The organism is Streptococcus oralis subsp. dentisani (assembly GCF_002096335.1).
In the GTDB taxonomy this organism is placed as follows: domain Bacteria; phylum Bacillota; class Bacilli; order Lactobacillales; family Streptococcaceae; genus Streptococcus; species Streptococcus oralis_Z.
On the sequence record NZ_NCUW01000027.1, the window covers coordinates 59,378 to 82,592 of the forward strand.

A 23,215-nucleotide genomic window follows, 5' to 3' on the forward strand; every position below is an offset into this window, starting at 1 on the left:
GCCTCCTTATTTGACTTTGTCACTTTCATGGTTGATGATTTTGCTGAGGAATTGTTGGGCACGAGGTTCGCTTGGATTGTCGAAAAAGTCGTCGACATCTGTCGTATCTACTAAAACTTCTCCGTCAGCCATAAAGATGATGCGGTCAGCAACCTCTCGGGCAAAGCCCATTTCGTGGGTAACGATGATCATGTTCATCCCGTCTTGAGCCAATTTTTGCATAACTGCCAGAACATCTCCAATGGTTTCAGGGTCGAGGGCAGATGTTGGCTCATCAAAGAGGAGGAGCTCTGGATGCATGGCGAGTCCGCGCGCGATGGCAATCCGTTGTTTTTGTCCACCAGATAGCATGGCTGGGTAAGAATCTTTTTTGTCCCACATATTTACAAATTCTAGATATTTTTTGGCTGTTTTTTCAGCTTCTTTTTTATCAATTCCTAGAACTTTTATGGGCGCTAGTGTCACATTTTCTAACACTGTTTTGTGTGGATAGAGGTTGAAATGTTGGAAAACCATGCCAACTTCCTTACGAAGAGGAACTAAATCCTTCTGACTTGCACCTGCTACTTGGTGTCCATTGACTAGGAGACTTCCTTTGTCAACAGCTTCTAAACCATTGATCGTACGGATAAGGGTTGATTTTCCAGAACCTGAAGGTCCAAGCAGGACAACGACTTGCCCTTTTTCAAAACGGAGATTGATGTCGCGGAGTGCGTGGTAGTCTCCGTAATATTTTTCGACGTTTTTAAATTCTACTAAAGCCATGAGAGATCTCCTTTGTGTTAGATTTTATAACATGATTTTACACCAAAAAAATTGTCTTGTCAAATCATATCTGAAAAAATTCACTAAAATGTTATAAAAAAGCAATCTGAATAGAGAAAATGCCTAAATCATGTTATAATGAAACGATAGAATTCTTAGAAAGAGTGGATGTTTTTTTGATAACTCCTACTTATGAATGGCAGTTTGCCCCGCAGGTTGAAGATGCGGATTTTACAAAGATAGCCAAGAAGGCTGGACTGGGTCCTGAGGTGGCTCGATTATTATTTGAAAGAGGGATTCAAGATGAAGAAAGTCTAAAGAAGTTTTTAGAACCTTCTTTAGAGGACTTACATGACCCCTATCTGCTCCATGATATGGACAAGGCAGTGGAACGGATTCGTCAGGCCATTGAAGAAGGGGAGAATATCCTCGTTTACGGTGACTATGATGCGGATGGCATGACTTCAGCTTCGATTGTGAAGGAAAGTTTGGAACAACTTGGCGCCGAGTGCCGTGTTTACCTGCCAAATCGTTTTACCGATGGCTATGGTCCCAATGCCAGTGTCTATAAATACTTTATCGAGCAAGAGGGAATTTCCTTGATTGTGACAGTGGATAATGGGGTTGCAGGTCACGAGGCCATTGAACTGGCCCAGTCTATGGGAGTGGATGTCATTGTGACCGACCACCATTCTATGCCGGAAACCCTTCCCGATGCCTATGCGATTGTTCACCCTGAGCATCCAGATGCGGATTATCCCTTCAAACAGTTAGCTGGTTGTGGAGTGGCTTTCAAGCTAGCTTGCGCTCTTTTAGAAGAAGTGCAAGTAGAATTGCTTGATTTGGTCGCTATCGGAACCATTGCCGATATGGTGAGCTTGACAGATGAAAACCGTATCATGGTTCAATATGGTCTGGAAATGCTGGGGCATACTCAGCGTATTGGTCTACAAGAAATGCTAGATATGGCTGGGATTGCTACGAACGAAGTGACAGAAGAGACGGTTGGATTTCAGATTGCCCCTCGTTTAAATGCTTTAGGCCGCTTGGACGATCCCAATCCTGCCATTGATTTGCTGACTGGGTTTGACGATGAGGAAGCACATGAGATTGCCCTCATGATTCATCAGAAAAACGAAGAGCGTAAGGAAATTGTACAATCTATCTATGAAGAAGCTAAGACCATGGTGGATCCTGAGAAGAAGGTCCAGGTTTTGGCCAAGGAAGGCTGGAATCCTGGCGTTCTGGGTATCGTTGCTGGTCGTTTGTTGGAAGAACTAGGGCAGACAGTTATCGTTCTTAATATAGAAGATGGTCGTGCCAAGGGTAGCGCTCGTAGTGTGGAAGCAGTCGATATTTTTGAAGCTCTGGATCCCCATCGAGATCTCTTCATCGCATTCGGTGGCCATGCTGGTGCAGCAGGAATGACGCTAGAAGTTGAGAAACTCTCAGATTTATCTCAGGTTTTGGAAGACTATGTCCGTGAAAAAGGTGCAGATGCTAGTGGTAAGAATAAGTTAAATCTAGATGAAGAGTTGGATTTGGAGACTCTTAGTTTAGAAACGGTTAAAAGTTTTGAACGCTTGGCACCTTTTGGAATGGACAATCAGAAACCTGTCTTTTATATCAAGGATTTTCATGTCGAAAGTGCCCGTACTATGGGAGCAGGCAATGCCCACCTCAAACTAAAAATTTCCAAGGGTGAGGCGAGTTTTGAAGTGGTGGCCTTTGGACAAGGTAGATGGGCGACAGAATTTTCTCAAACCAAAAACTTAGAATTAGCAGTCACCTTGTCTGTCAATCAATGGAATGGCCAAACTGCCCTCCAGTTGATGATGGTGGATGCGCGTGTGGAAGGTGTTCAACTCTTTAACATTCGTGGGAAGAATGCAGTCTTGCCAGAGGGAATTCCAGTCTTGGATTTCTCTGGAGAGGTGCCAGATTTAGCGACTAGTGAAGCGGTTGTTGTGAAAACCATTCCCGAGGATATTACTCTGCTGAAGGCCATTTTTCAGAAACAACATTTCTCTGCTGTCTATTTCAAAAATGACATTGACAAGGCCTACTATCTAACAGGTTATGGGACCAGAGAGCAGTTTGCAAAATTGTACAAGACTATTTACCAGTTCCCAGAGTTTGATATTCGCTACAAGCTTAAGGATTTGGCGACTTATCTCAATATCCAACAAATCTTACTTGTCAAGATGATCCAAGTATTTGAAGAGCTAGGTTTTGTGACGATCAAAGATGGTGTCATGACAGTCAATAAAGAAGCGCCGAAAAGGGAAATTGCTGAAAGTCAGATTTACCAAAATCTCAAACAAACTGTAAAAATTCAAGAAATCATGGCGCTGGGTACCGTGCAAGAAATTTATGACTTTTTAATGGCAGAAAACTAGAAGATAGGAAAGAGTTGGGCAACCAGCTCTTTTTTGAAAACAAATCTTCGTTTTGAAAATAATCAAAAAAATGGTATAATGGTAGGAAAAGATTCGGCTGAAAGTTTTAGAACTTTTAGAATTAAGAGGGTAAATCTACCCTATAATCAAGATAAATGAAGTTTCGGAGGAAAAATGAGTAATATCAGTTTAACAACACTAGGTGGTGTACGTGAAAATGGGAAAAATATGTACATCGCTGAAATCGATGGATCTATTTTTGTTTTGGATGCAGGGCTTAAATACCCTGAAAATGAACAACTAGGGGTTGACGTCGTCATTCCAAATATGGACTATCTTTTTGAAAATAGCGACCGTATCGCTGGGGTCTTCTTGACCCACGGGCATGCGGATGCCATTGGTGCTCTGCCTTACCTTTTGGCAGAGGCCAAGGTGCCTGTGTTTGGCTCTGAGTTGACCATTGAGTTGGCGAAACTCTTTGTTAAAGGAAATGATGCGGTTAAGAAATTCAATGACTTCCATATCATTGATGAGGATACGGAGATTGATTTTGGAGGGACTGTGGTTTCCTTCTTCCGTACGACTCACTCTATCCCAGAAAGTTTGGGAGTTGTCTTGAAAACAAGTGAAGGTAGCATCGTTTATACAGGTGACTTCAAGTTTGACCAGACGGCTAGCGAATCCTATGCGACGGATTTTGCTCGTTTGGCAGAGATTGGTCGTGATGGTGTCTTGGCGCTCCTCAGTGATTCTGCGAATGCAGATAGCAATATCCAGGTGGCAAGCGAGAGTGAAGTTGGAGATGAAATTACCCAGACCATTGCAGACTGGGAAGGTCGTATTATCGTTGCAGCAGTTGCCAGCAACCTTTCTCGTATCCAGCAGGTTTTTGATGCTGCTGCGGATACAGGTCGCCGAGTTGTTTTGACTGGATTTGATATTGAAAATATCGTCCGCACAGCGATTCGTCTTAAAAAATTGTCTCTAGCCAACGAAAGTCTCTTGATCAAACCCAAAGAAATGTCTCGCTTTGAAGACCATGAGTTGATCATTCTTGAGACTGGTCGTATGGGTGAGCCTATCAATGGACTTCGTAAGATGTCGATCGGCCGCCACCGTTATGTGGAAATCAAGGATGGTGACCTAGTTTATATCGTAACGACTCCATCTATCGCCAAAGAAGCTGTCATGGCGCGTGTGGAAAATATGATATACCAAGCTGGTGGTGTGGTAAAACTCATTACCCAAAGCTTGCGAGTATCAGGACACGGGAATGCGCGTGATTTGCAGTTAATGATTAATCTCTTGCAACCCAAGTATCTCTTCCCAATCCAAGGGGAGTACCGTGAATTGGATGCACATGCCAAGGCTGCCATGGCGGTTGGAATGTTGCCAGAGCGCATTTTTATCCCTAAAAAGGGAACCACTATGTCCTACGAACACGGGGACTTTGTCCCTGCTGGCGGAGTTTCCGCAGGTGATGTTTTGATTGACGGAAATGCCATCGGAGATGTTGGAAATGTTGTTCTTCGTGACCGTAAGGTTTTGTCAGAGGATGGGATTTTTATCGTGGCTATCACTGTCAACCGTCGTGAGAAGAAAATTGTGGCTAAGGCTCGCGTTCATACGCGTGGATTTGTTTATCTCAAGAAGAGCCGTGATATTCTCCGTGAAAGTTCTGAATTGATTAACCAAACGGTAGAAGAATATCTTCAAGGTGATGATTTTGACTGGGCAGATCTCAAAGGCAAGGTTCGTGATAATTTGACCAAGTACCTCTTTGATCAAACCAAGCGTCGCCCAGCAATCTTGCCTGTCGTGATGGAAGCTAAATAATAAGCAGTATACCTACAGAAAAAGTCGAAATTCGGCTTTTTCTTATAGAATAGTATAAAGGAGACAACCATGGCAGTTATGAATATCGAGTATTACTCTGAAGTTTTGGATATGGAGTGGGGCGTTACTGTGCTCTATCCAGATGCTAGTCGGGTAACTGAACCAGATTGTAAAGATATTCCTGTCCTTTATCTTTTGCACGGAATGTCCGGAAATCAGAATAGCTGGCTCAAGCGGACCAATGTCGAGCGCTTGTTGCGGGGAACCAATCTCATTGTTATCATGCCCAATACAAATAATGGCTGGTACACAGATACTCAGTATGGCTATAACTACTATACAGCTCTAGCAGAAGAGTTGCCTCAGGTTATGAAACGCTTCTTCCCCAATATGACTAGCAAGCGTGAAAAGACCTTCATTGCAGGTCTCTCTATGGGTGGCTATGGTTCCTTCAAGCTAGCTCTCGCAACCGATCGTTTTTCACATGCTGCTAGTTTTTCTGGTGCACTCAGTTTCCAAGAATTTTCTCCTGAAAGTCAGGATTTGGGCTCTCTTGCATACTGGCGAGGAGTGTTTGGAGAAATCAAAGACTGGACAGCTAGCCCTCATTCGCTTGAAAGTATCGCTGCGAAATCGGATAAAAAGACCAAACTATGGGCTTGGTGTGGGGAGCAAGACTATCTATACTCTGCCAATAATCTCGCAGTGAAAAACCTCAAAAAACTTGGTTTTGAAGTGACCTATAGTCACAGTCCAGGCAAGCACGAGTGGTACTACTGGGAAAAACAATTGGAGCGTTTTTTGGCTACTCTACCAATTGACTTTGTCTTGGAAGAACGTTTATCTTAGTTTTAGGTTTCTTTCAGCTTTCTTCAGTAAAATAGAGAATCTATCTTGAACAAGGAGAATGTGATTTCAAGATAGGTTCTTATTTTTATGAAAGGTGGAGCGTCATGTTCTGGATTATTCGATTATTCTTCCGATTTCTTTTGGGAATTTGGCGTCTCTTCTGGCGTCTAGTTTGGACTGTTGTTATTCTACTTCTCATTGCTTTTGGAGTGGTTTGGTATCTGTCTGGTGATTTTTATTCTGCGGTCAATCAGGTTGAAAAAATGAGTAAGATTGGTCAAGGTGGCTGGAATCAGTGGAAGGAGACGGGAACGCTGGAGGTCTTGTCTCAGACAGACAGTCACCAACATGCAGAAGGCAAGTGGGCTCAGGCCTCAGCTCGCATCTATATTGAGCCTCAAATGGATGAGACCTTCCAAGGTGCCTATGCAGAAGCCATAAAAAACTGGAATCAAACGGGCGCCTTTACCTTTGAGGTGGTCGCGGATTCTAGCCAAGCAGATATTGTGGCAAGTGAAATGAACGATGGATCGACAGCTGTAGCTGGTCAAGCCGAGAGTCAAACCAATCTGTTGACCAATCAATTTATATCTGTAACGGTTCGTCTGAATCATTATTATCTATCCAATCCAAGTTATGGTTATTCTTATGAACGGATTGTGCACACAGCGGAGCACGAGTTGGGACATGCTATCGGATTGGATCATACCAACGAGACTTCTGTTATGCAGCCGGCAGGCTCCTACTATGGGATTCAGCCCCAGGATGTGAAGGCGGTTCAAGAACTCTACACCAGTAGCGACTAGATGAAGTCGGTGCAATCCGAAAAGAAATCAAAGCTCCTCTATCAAGCGGTTGGTGGGGCTTTTTGTTCGTCCTGTTACGGCCTTTTTGCTATAATGGAACTATGAACAACTTGATCAAATCAAAACTAGAGCTCTTGCCGACCAGCCCTGGTTGCTACATTCATAAAGATAAAAACGGCACCATTATCTATGTAGGAAAGGCTAAAAATCTGCGCAACCGTGTGCGCTCCTATTTCCGTGGCAGTCATGATACCAAGACAGAGGCTCTGGTGTCTGAGATTGTGGATTTTGAATTTATCGTTACTGAGTCCAATATTGAGGCACTTCTCCTAGAAATCAACCTCATCAAGGAAAACAAGCCTAAATACAATATCATGCTCAAGGATGATAAGTCTTATCCATTTATAAAAATCACCAATGAGCGCTATCCACGGCTTATCATCACTCGTCAGGTCAAAAAGGATGGCGGACTTTACTTTGGTCCTTATCCAGATGTCGGTGCGGCCAATGAAATCAAGCGACTACTGGATCGGATTTTCCCTTTTCGTAAGTGTACCAATCCGCCGTCTAAGGTCTGTTTTTATTACCACATCGGTCAATGTATGGCCCACACTATCTGTAAGAAGGATGAGGCCTATTTCAAGTCCATGGCTCAGGAGGTTTCTGACTTTTTAAAAGGACAGGATGACAAAATCATCGATGACCTCAAGAGTAAAATGGCAGTGGCAGCACAAAATATGGAGTTTGAACGCGCGGCGGAATACCGTGACCTGATTCAGGCCATTGGAACACTTCGGACCAAGCAACGGGTTATGGCCAAGGACCTCCAAAACCGTGATGTCTTTGGCTACTATGTGGACAAGGGCTGGATGTGTGTGCAGGTTTTCTTTGTCCGTCAGGGCAAACTCATCGAGCGAGACGTCAATCTCTTCCCCTACTACAATGATCCGGACGAAGACTTCTTGACCTATGTGGGACAATTCTATCAAGAAAGATCCCATCTAGTCCCCAATGAAGTATTGATTCCGCAGGATATTGACCAAGAAGCTGTCAAGGTCTTGGTGGATACCAAGATTGTCAAACCCCAGCGTGGAGAGAAAAAACAGCTGGTCAATCTAGCCATCAAAAATGCCCGTGTTAGTCTGGAGCAGAAGTTCAATCTGCTAGAAAAATCTGTCGAAAAAACACAAGGAGCTATTGAAAATCTAGGGCGCTTGCTTCAAATACCAATTCCGGTTCGCATTGAGTCCTTCGATAACTCCAATATCATGGGAACCAGTCCTGTTTCGGCCATGGTGGTCTTTGTCAATGGTAAACCGAGTAAGAAGGATTACCGTAAGTACAAGATAAAAACGGTTGTGGGTCCAGATGACTACGCCAGCATGCGAGAGGTCATTCGCAGGCGTTATGGTCGAGTTCAACGTGATGGTTTAACCCCGCCAGATTTGATTGTGATTGATGGAGGACAAGGTCAAGTCAATATTGCCAAGCAAGTCATCCAAGAGGAGCTGGGCTTGGATATTCCCATTGCAGGTCTGCAAAAGAATGACAAGCACCAAACCCATGAATTGCTCTTTGGAGATCCGCTGGAGGTGGTGGAGCTGTCACGGAATTCTCAGGAATTTTTCCTCCTCCAACGCATTCAAGATGAGGTGCACCGCTTTGCCATCACTTTCCACCGTCAACTGCGCTCCAAAAACTCCTTTTCTTCGCAATTGGATGGGATTGACGGTCTAGGACCTAAACGCAAGCAGAATCTCATGAAACATTTCAAGTCTTTGACTAAAATCAAGGAAGCCAGTGTGGATGAGATTGTCGAAGTTGGGGTGCCAAGAGCTGTCGCAGATGCTGTGCAGAGGAAGTTGAACCCGCAGGAAGAAGTGGAGTTGGCTCAAGTGGCAGAACCAGTAAAAAAATTAGAATAAGTAGCTAGATAGAAAGTAGAAGATATGATTAGGATTGAGATTGACAGAGATATACTCCTTTTTTTACGATATGCTTACTTTGGGAATTCAAAAGATTTATTTTTAGCTGCAACTACTCGAGCCTATCTGGATTTTAATCGAACCTTGCGCTTTCATGGCATGCCAGATGAACAGCGCTTGGAGATGAGAAAGCAGGCTTCAAAGTGTATCAAAGAAGCAATTTTAAATCTATTGGACCGGGACAAATTGTGTCAAACTGATTTTGATAGTTGGCATCATAGGACTTGTGATACTGTTATAGACTGCTATCGCTCAAATGGGATTCAATTCACTTATGGTCATGCTCAAAAGTGGATTAATATGACTTTCAAGTATCTCTATATGCTTGAGGTTGTACCCCTAGACTCCGTTTTTCCTTTTTTACACGTACCGATAGATAACATCGTGTTAGAGAGGGCTAAAAAACAGTTAAAAATCTCAATACCTTCTCAATCATGGAGTAGTTGGGGAGATTACGCCTTTTATCTTCAATATCAAGAACATTTGAGGCAAAGAATAGGCAAGGAAGCTCCTCTTCGTTGGGAGTTTCACAATTGGCTAGATGAAATAGAAAAAGGAAAACCATCATGAACCATAAAATCGCAATTTTATCAGATATTCATGGCAATGCAACGGCACTAGAAGCAGTGATTGCAGATGCTAAAACTCAAGGAGCCAGTGAATATTGGCTTCTGGGAGATATTTTTCTACCTGGTCCAGGTGCAAATGACTTGGTCGCTCTGTTAAAGGAACTTCCTATCACTGCAAGTGTTCGAGGCAATTGGGATGATTGTGTCCTTGAGGCTTTAGATGGGCAATATGGCTTGGAAGACCCACAGGAAGTCCAGCTCATGCGATTGACCCAGTTTTTGATGGAGCGAATGGATCCTGAAACGATTGACTGGCTACGAAGCTTACCTTTGCTAGAAAAGAAAGAAGTTGAGGGGCTGCGCTTTTCTCTTTCTCATAATTTGCCTGAAAAAAACTATGGTGGGGATCTGTCTGTTGGGAATGATACAGAGAAATTTGACCAACTCCTAGATGAGGAAACGGACGTGGCAATCTATGGTCATGTCCACAAGCAGTTGCTTCGTTATGGAAGTCAAGGGCAACAAATCATCAATCCAGGTACGATTGGCATGCCCTATTTTGATTGGGAAAAGTTAAAAAATCACCGTGCCCAGTATGCTGTGATAGAAGTGGAAAATGGGGAATTGGTAAATATTCTATTCCGAAAAGTTTCCTATGATTATGAAGCAGAGTTAGAATTGGCCAAGTCCAAGGGGCTTCCTTTTATCGAAATGTATGAAGAACTACGTCGAGATGACAACTATCGGGGGCACAATCTGGAACTCTTAGCTAGTTTAATTGAAAAGCATGGGTATGTGGAGGATGTGAAGAAATTTTTGGAGACTATAAAGTCAGAATATAAGGTAGACTAGTTTCTTTAAATCCCTGAAAATTAGTTGGAACTGGATGAGGGGTTCCCTGATTTAAAAGATGGACTTCGTTTGGTTACTCATCCTTGTTCCAATTTCTTTCTATGAAAAATCTCTGTAAGCTCTTTCAAAATATGGTAGAATGGATGCAGTAGAATTAGAAAAGGAAATCGTAAGTGAACTATGCTAAACTTGAATTCAATGCACAAGACCATAGTGGCTATTGGTCCTATATTATAAGGTAATTAAGACCAAGTTGCTTTATAGAATGATATAAGGAGGTGTGTTAATGAATAAGCGTAAAAAATGGGGTATTATTGCTTTAGTAATCTGTATTATAGGAGGAGTTATAATGTTTAGTTTGAATCATCCAAAAGAAAAAACATTGGAAGAGAAAATGAGAATCGAACAGGATAGGGTAGCAAAGTTTTTAGTTAGTAACTATGATTTAGCTGATGGACAAAAGATTGAGAGAGTGAAGTTTGTTGAATTTCAAAAAAATGAAAGCACCGGGAGTTGGAGGATTACTGCTAAAGTAAATAATCAATATGATATATCTGTCAAAATAGATTCTTTAAATGAGAATGGGAAAATAAGAAGTTCTAATTATTCACCAACAGAATTCATAAAGAGAGAACACAAAGAAGAAGCTGGGTATGATATAGCAGTAAAAATTATCTACTTAGAGGAGAGATAACTATATGGTTACAGAAGAAGATTATAGATATATAGTAGATGATGTTTACGATGTTGACACTGGTAAGGTGAGTAATCCTATTCAGGAGGGACGATTAGTTGCAAACGATCGGTTTAAAGTAATCTCTAAACCCATAGATAACACCTCCAACGGTATGCAGGCGATGGCAGTTGCTCCTGTGGATAAAAATGGGAATGTGGATTATAGCCATGTAGTGATTGCCTATGCAGGGACGAATAAAGATGACATAAAGGATCTTGGTACGGATGTACAGTCTTTATGGCTTGGGAGGGAAAAACTACAGTCTCGTTCAGGACTAAATTCTGCGAAGTAGTAGATTCTCAGTTTGTGACGGTGCTGGATTACGCTAATGTTAATTAAAATAGCTGTTTATGTTATACTATAAGGTAACTGGGGCTAGTTGCTTTATAGAATGATATAAGGAGGTGTGTTAATGAATAAGCGTAAAAAATGGGGTATTATTGCTTTAGTAATTTGTGTAATAGGAGGAATCGTGATGTTTAGTTTAAATCATCAAAAAGAAAAAACATTGGAAGAAAAAATGAGAATCGAACAGGATAGGATGGTATTGTATTTAGTTAATCATTATGAGGGAATCAATGAAATAGAATTTAATGATATAGAAAATAATGCTACAACAGGTTCAAGAACTGCGTTATTAACTCTAAATAAAGAACTTGAAATGGAAATTACTTTCTTTAAATTTAACGATAAAACTGACAATTATGTAATTAGTTGGAATAAAAGATTAAATTTACAAGAAAAAAATGAAATCACTAATCAACAAACAATAGATAATATTAAAGTGAAATATTGGAGCAAGTGATGAAAATAACAGATAAAAATTATAATGATATTGTTGATGGAGTTTATAATGTTGATGCAGGAAAAGTAAAACGACCTTGGAGAGACGATAAGATTTTTAAATCAAATGGACAAACTTTTCGAGTTCTTAGTGCAAAAGACAACACCTCCAACGGTATGCAGGCGATGGCGGTTGCTCCTGTGGATAAAAATGGGAATGTGGATTATAGCCATGTAGTGATTGCCTATGCTGGGACGAATAAAGATGATCGACTTGACATCCAAACAGATATCCAATCAATAGGATTTGGTGATAGACAGGTGTTGTCGGATTTGAAAACAAAGACATTTAGAAAATCTCAATTTCAAACGGCTCTGAGTTTTGCGGAAGAAATCGAAAAAACTTATCCCTCTGCTAAAATTACAACTGCGGGGCATTCGCTTGGAGAGTCACTGGCTATGTATGTCGCTTTAAAGCGAGGTTATGCCAATGTTGGGTATAACGGGCCAGATATTCATAACTTGATTTCGAAAGAAGAAATCAAGTACATGCAAGAACATCCAGAACAATTTCGCAATTTCCGTCATAAGTATGATGTTATTGGCAATATTACGGGAAATACGACTCAAACAGCTATATTTCCCTACATCTACCCTGCAAAAGATAACTGGGGTGACAAGTTAGAATATCATAACTTGTCCCAGTGGCGATTTGATGAGAATGGCCAGCTAGTTGATTTGGATGGAAAACGTGTCACAAATCTCAAAGTAACGGCATTAGCAGAAGCAACAGCGGGTATGTACCGCTACCAAAAAATTAAAAGCTACCTCTCGGCAGATGGTTTGTCAAGTAGGGAAGAGATATACTTGGATAGCTTGCAGGGAATGGCTCTAGGGGAAGGAATGGCTAATGCGGCTCGAGCTGGTGCAGACGACGTCAAGCACCTTCAAGAAGAGGTGGTGTCAAAAGCACAAGAACTATGGAATCAGCTTGACTTTAGTAGTTTCCGATACCTGAGTTATGATGAAGTTCTATCGACTTTTGCGTCTGCGGGTGTGACTCAGGATACGATTGTCGGTTCAGTTAAGCAAGATTTTGAGCAAATGAATCAAAAGGCTGAAAAACTAGCCACAGAGTTTGATACCCTTAACCAACAGATTATCCAAGTCATTGAGAGTAAACTGGCCACAGATAAGGAATTGGCAGGAGAATTTAGAAAATGGAACAGTCGGATTTAGTCTTCCAAAAGTTAAAAGCAAAAGAAAAAGAGCATTATGATTTGGAAGATGAGTATCTAAAGCGGAAAGCAACTTTTACGAATCAATATAACGAACTCTATGAACGTCGAGACCGCCTTGCCCGAATCATTGAAGACGAAGCTAGCAAAATGGATGTCTTTCTTCAAAAGGGACAACACAGTTACCAAGATGGAGAACAGTTTTATAGGAGTTTGCAACAATTGATGGAGGATTCTCAGTTTGCGTGTAGGCGTAGAGAAGATGAATTGCAGTACCATGAAGAGATGTTAGATAGAGATTATCGTAAAAAGCAAGATGAGTTAGAACAGACAATCGGAGATTTAAGGAGGTCATATGCTCGCACCATTAAATGAATATTACACAGATGAAGAATATGAATTTGCTTTACGTCAGATGTATCGCATGATGGAGAGGAATAGAATCTATACAATGGCGACAGTAATCTTAAAGGAAAAAAATTCTTTGCAAACCAACTATAAAGAAAAAGTGAGAGAAAGTGCGGAGGAGACAAAAGTCGCTATTGGGAAAATAAAATCACAGATGGATACGGCCATAAAAGGTCAGGTAAAGAAAAAGTTGGAAGAAGTGACAACGGAGAAGCTATCTCAGTATGATTCCATTTGCTAATTTTATGGTGAGTGATATAGAATAATTATTACAAACTGCACAGAGCAGTTTGTTTTGCTCTTGCTTTTCCTATGAAAAATCTCTGCAAGCTCTTTCAAAATATGGTAGAATGGATGCAGTAGAATTAGAAAAGGAAATCGATTATGAAATTTCTTGAATTAAATAAAAAACGTCATGCGACTAAGCATTTTACTGATAAACCGGTAGATCCCAAAGATGTGCGTACGGCTATCGAAATCGCAACCTTGGCCCCAAGTGCCCACAACAGCCAGCCATGGAAGTTTGTGGTTGTTCGTGAGAAAAATGCTGAATTGGCAAAATTGGCTTATGGTTCGAACTTTGAACAGGTATCATCAGCGCCTGTAACCATTGCCTTGTTTACAGACACAGATTTGGCTAAACGTGCTCGTAAGATTGCCCGAGTTGGCGGCGCTAATAACTTTTCTGAAGAGCAACTTCAATATTTTATGAAGAATCTGCCTGCTGAATTTGCACGTTACAGTGAACAGCAAGTTAGTGACTACTTGGCCCTTAATGTGGGACTAGTAGCCATGAACTTAGTTCTTGCTTTGACTGACCAGGGAATCGGTTCTAACATTATTCTTGGATTTGACAAATCAAAAGCCAACGAAGTTTTGGACATTGAAGACCGATTCCGCCCAGAACTCTTGATTACAGTGGGTTACACAGACGAAAAATTGGAACCAAGCTACCGCTTGCCAGTGGATGAAATCATCGAGAAAAGATAGAAGGAAGAAAAAATGACAGCAATTGATTTTACAGCAGAAGTAGAAAAACGCAAAGAAGAGCTCTTGGCTGACTTGTTTAGCCTTTTGGAAATCAACTCAGAACGTGATGACAGCAAAGTAGATGCGCAGCATCCATTTGGACCTGGTCCAGTAAAAGCCTTGGAAAAATTCCTTGAAATCGCAGACCGCGATGGCTATCCAACTAAAAATGTTGATAACTACGCAGGACATTTTGAGTTTGGTGAAGGAGAAGAAGTTTTCGGAATCTTTGCCCATATGGACGTGGTGCCAGCTGGTAGCGGTTGGGAAACGGACCCTTATACACCAACTATCAAAGACGGTCGCCTTTATGCGCGTGGAGCTTCAGACGACAAGGGACCTACAACAGCTTGTTACTATGGCTTGAAAATCATCAAAGAATTGGGACTTCCAACTTCTAAGAAAGTTCGTTTCATCGTCGGAACAGACGAAGAATCAGGTTGGGCAGACATGGACTACTACTTTGAACATGTAGGACTTGCGAAACCAGACTTCGGTTTCTCTCCAGACGCTGAATTCCCTATCATCAATGGTGAAAAAGGGAACATCACGGAATATCTTCACTTTGCAGGTGAAAATACAGGTGCAGCCCGTCTTCACAGCTTCAGAGGTGGATTGCGTGAAAACATGGTACCTGAATCAGCAACAGCAGTCGTTTCAGGCGACCTGGCTGACTTGCAAGCTAAACTAGATACCTTTGTTGCAGAATACAAACTCAGAGGAGAAATTCAAGAAGATGCTGGCAAATACAAGGTCACCATCATTGGTAAATCAGCCCATGGTGCTATGCCTGCATCAGGTGTCAATGGTGCGACCTATCTTGCCCTTTTCCTCAGCCAGTTTGACTTTGCAGGACCTGCAAAAGACTACCTTAACATCGCTGGTAAGATTCTCTTGAACGACCATGAGGGTACAAATCTCAAGGTTGCTCATGTAGATGAAAAGATGGGTGCCCTTTCTATGAATGCCGGTGTCTTCCGCTTTGATGAAACAAGTGCTGACAATACCATTGCCCTCAACTTCCGTTATCCAAAAGGAACAAGTCCAGAGCAAATCCAGTCAGTTCTTGAAAACTTACCAGTTGCTTCTGTTAGCCTTTCTGAACACGGTCATACCCCTCACTATGTACCAATGGAAGATCCACTCGTTCAAACCTTGTTGAATGTTTATGAAAAACAAACTGGTCTCCAAGGTCACGAGCAAGTCATCGGTGGTGGTACCTTTGGTCGCTTGCTGGAACGTGGAGTTGCCTACGGTGCCATGTTCCCAGACTCTATTGACACCATGCACCAAGCTAATGAATTTATCGCCTTGGACGATCTCTTCCGAGCAGCAGCAATCTATGCAGAAGCTATTTATGAATTGATCAAATAAAACGATAGAAGTCTGAGATTGTATGCTTGGACTTCTTTTTGGAGGGAAAACAGATGTCTCAAATCGAAAGAATCAAGCAAGCCATTATGGCGGATCCGCAAAATACCAGCTATACAGAACGTGGAATCGAACCTCTCTTTGCGGCGCCAAAAACTGCCCGCATCAATATTGTCGGTCAGGCTCCTGGGCTTAAAACGCAAGAAGCTGGGATTTATTGGAAGGATAAGAGTGGCGATCGCTTGCGTGAGTGGCTAGGTGTGGATGAAGACACCTTTTACAATTCGGGCTTGTTTGCAGTTATTCCCATAGACTTTTATTTCCCAGGACATGGAAAATCGGGCGACCTTCCCCCCCGTAAAGGCTTTGCCGAAAAATGGCACCCACAACTCCTCAAGGAATGTCCAAATATTGAATTGACCCTTTTGATTGGACAATATGCCCAGGCCTATTATCTTCATGAGAAGGTTAGTGGCAAGGTAACAGAGCGGGTAAAACGCTACAAAGACTATCTACCAGAATTTTTCCCTCTGGTGCACCCCTCACCACGAAATCAAATCTGGATGGCTAAGAATCCTTGGTTTGAGTCAGAAGTGGTGCCAGATTTGAAAAAAAGAATTCAAAAGATTCTTGGAGAAACAAAATGAAAGAAATTACTTTTAACGATTTTTACCAGCTTTATCAAAATGAGCAACTTTCTCTAGTGGACGTGAGAGAAGTAGAAGAGTTCGAGACGCTTCATTTAGAAGGTGCTCAGAACCTACCACTTAGTCAATTGACTGATATCTATGAAAAGTTGGACAAGGACCAGTTGCATTATGCCATTTGTAAATCTGGGATGAGATCAGCTCGTGCTTGTCAATTTCTAGAGGAACAGGGATACAAGATCATTAATGTGCAAGGTGGAATGACAGCATTTGAAGAACTTTAAACCTATATGGTGATAGATCCTGACCTTCCCTTGCTCGGTTCCATCTGAGTGAGGGATTTTGTTTTTAGATAATTCTTATTTTTTAAAATATTGAAAACATTCAATGATTAATTTTGGATACTTTTTTCAAAGTTTTAATCATGGTATACTAGGTCAGTATTTTATAAATATGAAGGAGATTTTTATGGCTAAAAAAGGTGCCCTAACAGGCTTGCTCCTGTTTGGAATATTTTTTGGTGCGGGGAACTTGATTTTTCCACCTTCTCTAGGTGCCCTATCTGGAGAACAGTTTCTTCCTGCCATTGCAGGTTTTGTATTTTCGGGTGTCGGGATCGCTGTCCTAACGCTCATCATCGGTACGCTCAATCCCAAAGGATACATTCATGAGATTTCTAAGAAAATCTCACCTTGGTTTGCGACGCTTTATCTTGCAGTCCTCTATCTATCGATTGGCCCATTCTTTGCTATCCCACGTACAGCAACAACAGCTTATGAGGTCGGCATCAGCCCCCTCTTGTCTGAAGCAAATAAAGGTCTAGGATTGATTATCTTTACTGTGTTGTATTTTGCAGCAGCCTATCTGATTTCACTCAATCCATCAAAAATTTTGGATCGTATCGGACGTATCTTGACACCAGTTTTTGCTTTGTTGATCGTTATCTTAGTTGTACTAGGTGCCTTTAAATATGGTGGAACAAGCCCTCAAGTGGCTTCAGAAGCCTATCAAACCTCTGCTTTTGGAACAGGTTTCCTAGAAGGCTATAACACCTTGGATGCCCTTGCCTCAGTGGCCTTCAGTGTGATTGCCGTTCAAACCTTGAAACAACTTGGATTCTCAAGTAAGAAAGAATACATTTCAACTATTTGGGTTGTTGGTATTGTGGTAGCTCTTGCATTTAGCGCTCTCTATATTGGTCTAGGATTCCTTGGAAATCACTTCCCAGTACCAGCAGAAGCGATGAAGGGTGGAACACCAGGCGTTTATATCTTGTCGCAAGCAACTCAGGAAATCTTTGGTTCAACAGCTCAACTCTTCCTTGCTGTTATGGTAACTGTCACCTGCTTCACAACGACAGTTGGCTTAATTGTTTCAACAGCTGAGTTCTTTAATGGACGTTTCCCACAAATCAGCTACAAGGTCTATGCAACTGCCTTTACCTTGATTGGTTTTGCTATTGCAAATCTTGGTCTGGATGCAATCATCAAGTACTCAGTTCCGGTACTGGTAATCTTGTACCCAATCACCATCGCCATTGTGATGATCGTGATTGTTAACAAGTTTGTCGCCCTATCAAAACCGGGCATGCAGCTAACCATTGGGCTTGTTACAGCGATTGCTCTTGCAAGCGTCCTTGGAAGTTCCTTTAAGATTGAATTTCTAGAAAATCTGGTTAATGCCCTTCCGTTGGCGTCAGCCTCTCTTCCATGGCTAGTGCCAGCTATTATCGGAATCTTGCTTTCACTGGTTCTACCAAACAAACAAGAGAGTGATGTTTTTGAGATGGAATAAAAAAATTCTTGGTCAACGACCAAGAATTTTTTGTATGAGAACGGGGCATTAATTGGTTTGTTCGGTATAACCAGCCTCTTTAAGCATTTTTTTCGAAGCAGCAAAGCTAACACGGTTTCCAATACCAGAATATTCGTTTGGCATTGCTTTTTTCAGCTCGTCCAGACTTGCGACAGTCATGTCAACTTCGATGTTTTGGATAACTTTTTCGTCTTGGATTACGACTTTTTGTGTTACCCCTTTGATTCCTTCATAACCTTTATAAGTGTCGTCAACAATTTCCTTAATACCTTCTGCGGTATTATTTAGTTTTTCAGGGTCAAATACATTATGAACAGTTTGTTTTACAACGTCATCCCCCTTTACAGTATAAGTCAAGGTAGAAGTGATTCCAGGTTTGCTATTGTGGACAAATGTGTGGGTAGTTGTCTCATCTTTCTTTTTAGATGATTGTTGGCTACTTTGTTTGGTCTCGCTTGATTGAGTTGTTGTGTCTTCTTTGGTACTGCTGTTAGCAGGTGTTGATGCTTGTTTGGAACATCCGAGTAGGAGAACAAGAGAAGCCACTAGGACTAGTGAAGTTTTAACATAAGTTTTCATAGAATTTCCTTTCATAATCAAATTATTTTGTATTATAACATGATTCTACTACAAAATCAACTAGACCTCCCCTCTCATCTGACCTGACATGACAATGAACAGAAACTAGTCTGGCGATTAGAGTTTTGTATCTATTTATGGGATTGAGAGGGAGCTTTTGGATTCATCGGTTAGGGATATAGTAAAATACCCCAAGAGTTAGAGCTGTGTCTAACTTTTGGGGTGGTCCTACACTAGTCTATATGAAATTTTAGGGGATTAGTTCGTCTTTTCAGTGAATCCCATTTTCTCTAGTGCTTTTTTAGAGTTTGAGAAACTGACACGATTGCCGATACCAGAATATTCTTCAGGAAGTGCTTTTCTAAGTTCGCTAATGCTTGCAACTGAGAAATCAACTTCTAGATCTTGAACAACTTTTCCATCTTTGATTTCAATGGTTTGTTTAACACCTTTGAGTCCATTATAACCTTTGTACTTTTCTTCAATAAAACTCTTGACATCTTCTGGAGTTGCACCAAGGATTTCAGGATCTGCAACATTCTGAGCGGTTTGCTTGGTAACATTGTCGCCTTCTACAGTATAAACCAAGGTAGAAGTGATTCCAGGATTGCTTTTGTTGACAAAAGTATGTGTCTTGGCTGTTTCTTTCTTCTCAGAAGATTGTTCAGTGCTTTGCTTAGTCTCGCTTGACTGAGCAGTTTTATCTTCCTTGGCACTGTTACTAGTAGGTGCTGATACTTGTTTAGAGCATCCGAGCAGGAGGACAAGTGAAGCCACAAGGGCTAGTGATACTTTAAAGTATGATTTCATATTTTTTACTTTCCTTTCATAATCAAAGTATTCGTATTATAACATGGATCGATAGTGAAAGCAACTAAACACAGTTTTTCTCCTTTTGATAAGGAGTCTGACTAGAAAAATGTTATAATGGTAGGAAAGAGGTGAAGAAATGAATCAGACTATAAACTATATCAAAGAACTAACCGCTATTGCATCCCCAACGGGTTTTACTCGTGAGATTTCAGACTACCTAGTCCATACTTTAGAAGAGCTTGGTTACAAGCCTGTTCGCACAGCTAAGGGTGGTGTCAATGTAACAATCAAAGGTCAAAATGACGAACAACATCGCTATGTAACTGCCCATGTAGACACACTTGGAGCCATTGTGCGTGCAGTCAAGCTAGATGGTCGTCTCAAATTGGACCGTATCGGTGGTTTTCCTTGGAACATGATTGAAGGTGAGAATTGTACCGTTCATGTGGCTAGTACAGGTAAAACGGTATCTGGAACGATCCTCATCCACCAGACATCTTGCCATGTCTACAAAGATGCAGGAACTGCAGAACGTACGCAGGACAATATGGAAGTTCGTTTGGATGAAAAAGTGACCAATGAAAAAGAAACCCGCGCCTTGGGCATTGAAGTTGGTGACTTCATCAGCTTTGATCCGCGAACAGTTGTGACGGAAACTGGTTTTATCAAGTCTCGCCACTTGGATGACAAGGTCAGCGCAGCAATTTTGCTCAATCTCCTTCGAGTTTATAAAGAAGAAGGAATTGACTTGCCAGTAACAACCCATTTTGCTTTTTCAGTCTTTGAAGAAGTGGGACACGGTGCTAACTCCAATATTCCTGCTCAAGTAGTGGAGTATCTAGCTGTAGATATGGGTGCAATGGGGGATGACCAGCAGACGGATGAGTACACAGTGTCTATCTGTGTCAAGGACGCTTCAGGTCCTTATCACTTTGAATTCCGTCAACATTTGGTAGCCTTGGCTAAAGAGCAAGATATTCCATTTAAGCTGGATATCTATCCATTTTACGGTTCGGATGCTTCAGCAGCTATGTCAGCAGGTGCAGAGGTCAAGCACGCCCTCCTTGGAGCTGGTATCGAGTCCAGTCATTCTTATGAGCGCACCCATATCGATTCAGTAGTAGCGACTGAGCGTATGGTTGATGCCTATCTCAAGAGCGCATTGGTAGACTAATATGTGCTTGATTTGTCAAAGAATTGAATGGATCAAGGCAGGGAAAAATCCCTACTTTGTCAAAGAACTAGAAACAGGCTATGTGGTTATTGGAGACCACCAATACTTTAAGGGCTATACCTTATTTTTAGCAAAAGAGCATATCACAGAACTCCATCATATGGAGAATCCTGTAAAACTTCACTTTTTAGAGGAAATGAGTTTGGTCCAAGAAGCAGTCGCCAAAGCATTTAAGGCTGAAAAGATGAATATTGAACTTCTAGGAAATGGCGATGCCCACGCTCACTGGCACCTATTTCCAAGGCGGTCAGGTGATATGAAAGGTCACGGACTTAATGGCCGTGGCCCAGTCTGGTGGGTGCCCTGGGAAGAAATGGCAGCAGAAGATTGCCAAGTACAATCCCCAGAGCTGGAAGAGATGATTAAAGCCTTATCCCAAGAATTGGAGAAGCATTTAGCCTAAGAGAAAGGAAGAAAGAAGTGAAAAAAAGATATGTCATTTTATCGGGTTTACTAGCATTGACCCTTGCAGCTTGTTCTCAAGAAAAACCTAAAAATGAAGAAAATACTCAAAAAACAGAACAAACTAGTCAACCTGAAGGAACTGTAGGGAGCAAATCTCAATCTTCTAGTCAGAAAAAGGCACAAGTTGTTAATAAGGGAGACTACTATAGTATTCAAGGGAAATACGATGAAATCGTCGTAGCTAATAAGCACTATCCTTTGTCAAAAGACTATAATCCAGGAGAAAATCCAACAGCAAAAGCGGAGTTACTCAAGCTAATCGCAGCCATGCAGGCCGAGGGCTACCCAATCAGTGACCACTACAGTGGTTTTAGAAGTTATGAAACTCAAACCAAACTTTATCAAGACTATGTCAATCAAGACGGTAAGGAAGCAGCAGATCGCTACTCAGCTCGACCAGGTTATAGTGAACACCAAACGGGTCTTGCTTTTGATTTGATTGGGACTAACGGAGAATTAGTAACAGAGGAGAAGGCGGCTCAGTGGCTCTTGGATCATGCGGCTGACTATGGCTTTGTCGTTCGCTATCTCAAAGGCAAGGAAAAAGAGACTGGCTACATGGCAGAAGAATGGCATCTCCGCTACGTTGGAAAAGAAGCCAAAGAAATTGCTGCAAGTGGTCTCAGTTTGGAAGAGTACTATGGCTTTGAAGGCGGAGATTACGTCGATTAAAAACGAAAGTTTTCTCTTGCATTTTTAGATAAATAGTGTATAATGGAAAGGTATGTGTAAAGCATACTTGTGGGAGGTAAAAATCTCTAATTACCGCCAAAACCACAAAGGAGGATTTAAAAATGGCTAAAAAAGTCGAAAAACTTGTAAAATTGCAAATCCCTGCTGGTAAAGCTACACCAGCTCCACCAGTTGGACCTGCTCTTGGTCAAGCTGGTATCAACATCATGGGATTCACAAAAGAGTTCAACGCTCGTACAGCTGACCAAGCTGGTATGATCATTCCAGTTGTTATCTCAGTATACGAAGACAAATCATTTACTTTCGTTACAAAAACACCACCAGCTGCTGTTCTTTTGAAAAAAGCTGCGGGTGTTGAAAAAGGATCAGGTACACCTAACAAAACTAAAGTTGCTACAGTTACTCGTGCACAAGTACAAGAAATTGCAGAAACTAAGATGCCAGATTTGAACGCAGCAAACATTGAGTCTGCAATGCGTATGATCGAAGGTACTGCTCGTTCTATGGGATTCACTGTTGTTGACTAATCAATAACACCCCCAATATAACCCGCAAGACTTCATCATTTCGAGAAGTGACGTGGGAGATGAAAATCGATTGAACCACTTACAAGGAGAATAGAAAATGGCTAAAAAAAGCAAACAACTTCGTGCTGCACTTGAGAAAATCGACAGCACAAAAGCGTACAGCGTAGAAGAAGCTGTAGCACTTGCAAAAGAAACTAACTTTGCAAAATTTGACGCAACTGTAGAAGTTGCTTACAACTTGAACATCGACGTTAAAAAAGCTGACCAACAAATCCGTGGCGCAATGGTATTGCCAAACGGTACTGGTAAAACTTCACGCGTTCTTGTTTTCGCACGTGGTGCAAAAGCTGAAGAAGCAAAAGCTGCTGGTGCAGACTTCGTTGGTGAAGATGACCTTGTTGCGAAAATCAACGACGGTTGGTTGGACTTCGACGTAGTTATCGCTACACCTGACATGATGGCTCTTGTTGGACGTCTTGGACGTGTCCTTGGACCACGTAACTTGATGCCAAACCCTAAAACTGGTACTGTAACAATGGATGTTGCTAAAGCAGTTGAAGAGTCTAAAGGTGGTAAAATTACTTACCGTGCTGACCGTGCAGGTAACGTTCAAGCAATCATCGGTAAAGTATCATTTGAAGCTGAAAAATTGGTTGAAAACTTTAAAGCATTCAACGAAACAATCCAAAAAGCAAAACCAGCTACAGCTAAAGGAACTTACGTAACAAACTTGACAATCACAACTACTCAAGGTGTTGGTATCAAGGTTGACGTAAACTCACTTTAATTAACAGATTTTTAAAAACGAGTACCAAT

Annotated in this window: 26 protein-coding genes; 23 read left to right on the forward strand and 3 right to left on the reverse strand. The window is 41.6% G+C overall.

What is annotated here, in order from left to right:
• Positions 1–6: 6 nt before the first annotated feature.
• Positions 7–765: an amino acid ABC transporter ATP-binding protein gene (locus B7709_RS02875; RefSeq protein ID WP_084971522.1), complete on the reverse strand. Its 759-nt coding sequence runs from the start codon at positions 763–765 to the stop codon at positions 7–9.
• A gap of 176 nt (positions 766–941) precedes the next feature.
• Here B7709_RS02875 and recJ point away from each other — a divergent pair, with 176 nt between their 5' ends.
• The 18 genes from recJ (at position 942) to brnQ (ending at position 18,067) form a co-directional block, all read left to right on the forward strand.
• A complete protein-coding gene (gene recJ / locus B7709_RS02880) occupies positions 942–3,164 on the forward strand; it encodes a single-stranded-DNA-specific exonuclease RecJ (RefSeq protein ID WP_162279150.1) in 2,223 nt (740 codons plus the stop codon).
• 174 nt (positions 3,165–3,338) lie between these two features.
• On the forward strand, positions 3,339–5,000 hold the full coding sequence (locus B7709_RS02885) for a ribonuclease J (protein WP_084971524.1): 1,662 nt from the start codon (positions 3,339–3,341) through the stop codon (positions 4,998–5,000).
• A gap of 69 nt (positions 5,001–5,069) precedes the next feature.
• Positions 5,070–5,849, forward strand: coding sequence for an alpha/beta hydrolase (locus tag B7709_RS02890; protein ID WP_084971526.1), 780 nt, complete (start codon positions 5,070–5,072; stop codon positions 5,847–5,849).
• Positions 5,850–5,953: 104 nt separating this feature from the next.
• Positions 5,954–6,655 (forward strand): M57 family metalloprotease, encoded by a 702-nt coding sequence (locus B7709_RS02895; protein ID WP_084971528.1) that lies wholly within the window; start codon positions 5,954–5,956, stop codon positions 6,653–6,655.
• A gap of 101 nt (positions 6,656–6,756) precedes the next feature.
• Positions 6,757–8,580, forward strand: a complete 1,824-nt coding sequence (gene uvrC / locus B7709_RS02900; protein ID WP_084971530.1) for an excinuclease ABC subunit UvrC — start codon at positions 6,757–6,759, stop codon at positions 8,578–8,580.
• Between the two features lie 24 nt (positions 8,581–8,604).
• A complete protein-coding gene (locus B7709_RS02905) occupies positions 8,605–9,210 on the forward strand; it encodes a hypothetical protein (protein WP_084971532.1) in 606 nt (201 codons plus the stop codon).
• Positions 9,207–10,061: a metallophosphoesterase family protein gene (locus B7709_RS02910; protein ID WP_084971534.1), complete on the forward strand. Its 855-nt coding sequence runs from the start codon at positions 9,207–9,209 to the stop codon at positions 10,059–10,061. The genes B7709_RS02905 and B7709_RS02910 overlap by 4 nt, the downstream gene beginning before the upstream one ends.
• Before the next feature lie 286 nt (positions 10,062–10,347).
• The gene (locus B7709_RS02915; protein WP_049479165.1) at positions 10,348–10,755 is read left to right on the forward strand and encodes a hypothetical protein; all 408 of its coding nucleotides are present in this window, start codon (positions 10,348–10,350) and stop codon (positions 10,753–10,755) included.
• A 4-nt stretch (positions 10,756–10,759) separates the two neighbouring features.
• Complete coding sequence (locus tag B7709_RS02920) at positions 10,760–11,089, forward strand: hypothetical protein (RefSeq protein ID WP_053091096.1); 330 nt, start codon at positions 10,760–10,762, stop codon at positions 11,087–11,089.
• Between the two features lie 120 nt (positions 11,090–11,209).
• Entirely contained in the window at positions 11,210–11,602 is a 393-nt protein-coding gene (locus tag B7709_RS02925) for a hypothetical protein (protein WP_001042358.1), read from the forward strand.
• Complete coding sequence (locus tag B7709_RS02930; protein WP_000704552.1) at positions 11,602–12,819, forward strand: hypothetical protein; 1,218 nt, start codon at positions 11,602–11,604, stop codon at positions 12,817–12,819. Before B7709_RS02925 ends, B7709_RS02930 begins: the two co-directional genes overlap by 1 nt.
• A complete protein-coding gene (locus B7709_RS02935) occupies positions 12,801–13,193 on the forward strand; it encodes a hypothetical protein (RefSeq protein ID WP_000438034.1) in 393 nt (130 codons plus the stop codon). Before B7709_RS02930 ends, B7709_RS02935 begins: the two co-directional genes overlap by 19 nt.
• Entirely contained in the window at positions 13,174–13,467 is a 294-nt protein-coding gene (locus tag B7709_RS02940; RefSeq protein ID WP_000880830.1) for a hypothetical protein, read from the forward strand. Before B7709_RS02935 ends, B7709_RS02940 begins: the two co-directional genes overlap by 20 nt.
• 143 nt (positions 13,468–13,610) lie before the next feature.
• A complete protein-coding gene (locus B7709_RS02945; protein WP_049549962.1) occupies positions 13,611–14,216 on the forward strand; it encodes a nitroreductase family protein in 606 nt (201 codons plus the stop codon).
• 12 nt (positions 14,217–14,228) lie between these two features.
• Complete coding sequence (gene pepV / locus B7709_RS02950; protein WP_049549961.1) at positions 14,229–15,629, forward strand: dipeptidase PepV; 1,401 nt, start codon at positions 14,229–14,231, stop codon at positions 15,627–15,629.
• Positions 15,630–15,682: 53 nt separating this feature from the next.
• Positions 15,683–16,273, forward strand: a complete 591-nt coding sequence (locus tag B7709_RS02955) for a uracil-DNA glycosylase family protein (protein ID WP_049549960.1) — start codon at positions 15,683–15,685, stop codon at positions 16,271–16,273.
• A complete protein-coding gene (locus B7709_RS02960) occupies positions 16,270–16,557 on the forward strand; it encodes a rhodanese-like domain-containing protein (protein ID WP_084971536.1) in 288 nt (95 codons plus the stop codon). The genes B7709_RS02955 and B7709_RS02960 overlap by 4 nt, the downstream gene beginning before the upstream one ends.
• A 184-nt stretch (positions 16,558–16,741) precedes the next feature.
• On the forward strand, positions 16,742–18,067 hold the full coding sequence (gene brnQ, locus B7709_RS02965) for a branched-chain amino acid transport system II carrier protein (RefSeq protein ID WP_162279147.1): 1,326 nt from the start codon (positions 16,742–16,744) through the stop codon (positions 18,065–18,067).
• A gap of 48 nt (positions 18,068–18,115) precedes the next feature.
• On the opposite strand, the gene B7709_RS02970 is transcribed toward brnQ, so the two are convergent.
• On the reverse strand, positions 18,116–18,667 hold the full coding sequence (locus tag B7709_RS02970) for a DUF1307 domain-containing protein (RefSeq protein ID WP_084971538.1): 552 nt from the start codon (positions 18,665–18,667) through the stop codon (positions 18,116–18,118).
• Positions 18,668–18,925: 258 nt separating this feature from the next.
• Entirely contained in the window at positions 18,926–19,477 is a 552-nt protein-coding gene (locus B7709_RS02975) for a DUF1307 domain-containing protein (protein ID WP_084971539.1), read from the reverse strand.
• A gap of 139 nt (positions 19,478–19,616) precedes the next feature.
• On the opposite strand from B7709_RS02975, the gene B7709_RS02980 reads away from it, so the two are divergent.
• The 5 genes from B7709_RS02980 to rplA all read left to right on the forward strand — a co-directional run bounded on the left by B7709_RS02980 (position 19,617) and on the right by rplA (position 23,186).
• Positions 19,617–20,654, forward strand: coding sequence for a M42 family metallopeptidase (locus B7709_RS02980; RefSeq protein WP_084971541.1), 1,038 nt, complete (start codon positions 19,617–19,619; stop codon positions 20,652–20,654).
• A 1-nt stretch (position 20,655) separates the two neighbouring features.
• Positions 20,656–21,117 (forward strand): HIT family protein, encoded by a 462-nt coding sequence (locus B7709_RS02985; protein ID WP_084971543.1) that lies wholly within the window; start codon positions 20,656–20,658, stop codon positions 21,115–21,117.
• 17 nt (positions 21,118–21,134) lie between these two features.
• A complete protein-coding gene (gene ldcB / locus B7709_RS02990; protein WP_084971545.1) occupies positions 21,135–21,851 on the forward strand; it encodes an LD-carboxypeptidase LdcB/DacB in 717 nt (238 codons plus the stop codon).
• A 122-nt stretch (positions 21,852–21,973) separates the two neighbouring features.
• Complete coding sequence (rplK, locus tag B7709_RS02995; protein ID WP_001085808.1) at positions 21,974–22,399, forward strand: 50S ribosomal protein L11; 426 nt, start codon at positions 21,974–21,976, stop codon at positions 22,397–22,399.
• Positions 22,400–22,496: 97 nt separating this feature from the next.
• Complete coding sequence (gene rplA / locus B7709_RS03000; protein WP_001085675.1) at positions 22,497–23,186, forward strand: 50S ribosomal protein L1; 690 nt, start codon at positions 22,497–22,499, stop codon at positions 23,184–23,186.
• Positions 23,187–23,215: the final 29 nt, after the last annotated feature.

What these genes read in the sequence shown, in the direction of transcription:
- B7709_RS02905 (WP_084971532.1), top strand. Translation starts at nt 8,605, where the DNA reads ATGATTAGGATTGAGATTGACAGAGATATACTCCTTTTTTTACGATAT.
- B7709_RS02945 (WP_049549962.1), top strand. Translation starts at nt 13,611, where the DNA reads ATGAAATTTCTTGAATTAAATAAAAAACGTCATGCGACTAAGCATTTT.
- B7709_RS02955 (WP_049549960.1), top strand. Translation starts at nt 15,683, where the DNA reads ATGTCTCAAATCGAAAGAATCAAGCAAGCCATTATGGCGGATCCGCAA.
- rplK (WP_001085808.1), top strand. Translation starts at nt 21,974, where the DNA reads ATGGCTAAAAAAGTCGAAAAACTTGTAAAATTGCAAATCCCTGCTGGT.
- B7709_RS02915 (WP_049479165.1), top strand. Translation starts at nt 10,348, where the DNA reads ATGAATAAGCGTAAAAAATGGGGTATTATTGCTTTAGTAATCTGTATT.
- B7709_RS02975 (WP_084971539.1), bottom strand. Translation starts at nt 19,477, where the DNA reads ATGAAATCATACTTTAAAGTATCACTAGCCCTTGTGGCTTCACTTGTC.
- B7709_RS02970 (WP_084971538.1), bottom strand. Translation starts at nt 18,667, where the DNA reads ATGAAAACTTATGTTAAAACTTCACTAGTCCTAGTGGCTTCTCTTGTT.
- B7709_RS02885 (WP_084971524.1), top strand. Translation starts at nt 3,339, where the DNA reads ATGAGTAATATCAGTTTAACAACACTAGGTGGTGTACGTGAAAATGGG.
- B7709_RS02935 (WP_000438034.1), top strand. Translation starts at nt 12,801, where the DNA reads ATGGAACAGTCGGATTTAGTCTTCCAAAAGTTAAAAGCAAAAGAAAAA.
- B7709_RS02875 (WP_084971522.1), bottom strand. Translation starts at nt 765, where the DNA reads ATGGCTTTAGTAGAATTTAAAAACGTCGAAAAATATTACGGAGACTAC.
- B7709_RS02910 (WP_084971534.1), top strand. Translation starts at nt 9,207, where the DNA reads ATGAACCATAAAATCGCAATTTTATCAGATATTCATGGCAATGCAACG.
- brnQ (WP_162279147.1), top strand. Translation starts at nt 16,742, where the DNA reads ATGGCTAAAAAAGGTGCCCTAACAGGCTTGCTCCTGTTTGGAATATTT.
- B7709_RS02940 (WP_000880830.1), top strand. Translation starts at nt 13,174, where the DNA reads ATGCTCGCACCATTAAATGAATATTACACAGATGAAGAATATGAATTT.
- B7709_RS02920 (WP_053091096.1), top strand. Translation starts at nt 10,760, where the DNA reads ATGGTTACAGAAGAAGATTATAGATATATAGTAGATGATGTTTACGAT.
- rplA (WP_001085675.1), top strand. Translation starts at nt 22,497, where the DNA reads ATGGCTAAAAAAAGCAAACAACTTCGTGCTGCACTTGAGAAAATCGAC.
- B7709_RS02985 (WP_084971543.1), top strand. Translation starts at nt 20,656, where the DNA reads ATGTGCTTGATTTGTCAAAGAATTGAATGGATCAAGGCAGGGAAAAAT.
- B7709_RS02980 (WP_084971541.1), top strand. Translation starts at nt 19,617, where the DNA reads ATGAATCAGACTATAAACTATATCAAAGAACTAACCGCTATTGCATCC.
- B7709_RS02930 (WP_000704552.1), top strand. Translation starts at nt 11,602, where the DNA reads ATGAAAATAACAGATAAAAATTATAATGATATTGTTGATGGAGTTTAT.
- uvrC (WP_084971530.1), top strand. Translation starts at nt 6,757, where the DNA reads ATGAACAACTTGATCAAATCAAAACTAGAGCTCTTGCCGACCAGCCCT.
- B7709_RS02925 (WP_001042358.1), top strand. Translation starts at nt 11,210, where the DNA reads ATGAATAAGCGTAAAAAATGGGGTATTATTGCTTTAGTAATTTGTGTA.
- pepV (WP_049549961.1), top strand. Translation starts at nt 14,229, where the DNA reads ATGACAGCAATTGATTTTACAGCAGAAGTAGAAAAACGCAAAGAAGAG.
- B7709_RS02890 (WP_084971526.1), top strand. Translation starts at nt 5,070, where the DNA reads ATGGCAGTTATGAATATCGAGTATTACTCTGAAGTTTTGGATATGGAG.
- B7709_RS02960 (WP_084971536.1), top strand. Translation starts at nt 16,270, where the DNA reads ATGAAAGAAATTACTTTTAACGATTTTTACCAGCTTTATCAAAATGAG.
- B7709_RS02895 (WP_084971528.1), top strand. Translation starts at nt 5,954, where the DNA reads ATGTTCTGGATTATTCGATTATTCTTCCGATTTCTTTTGGGAATTTGG.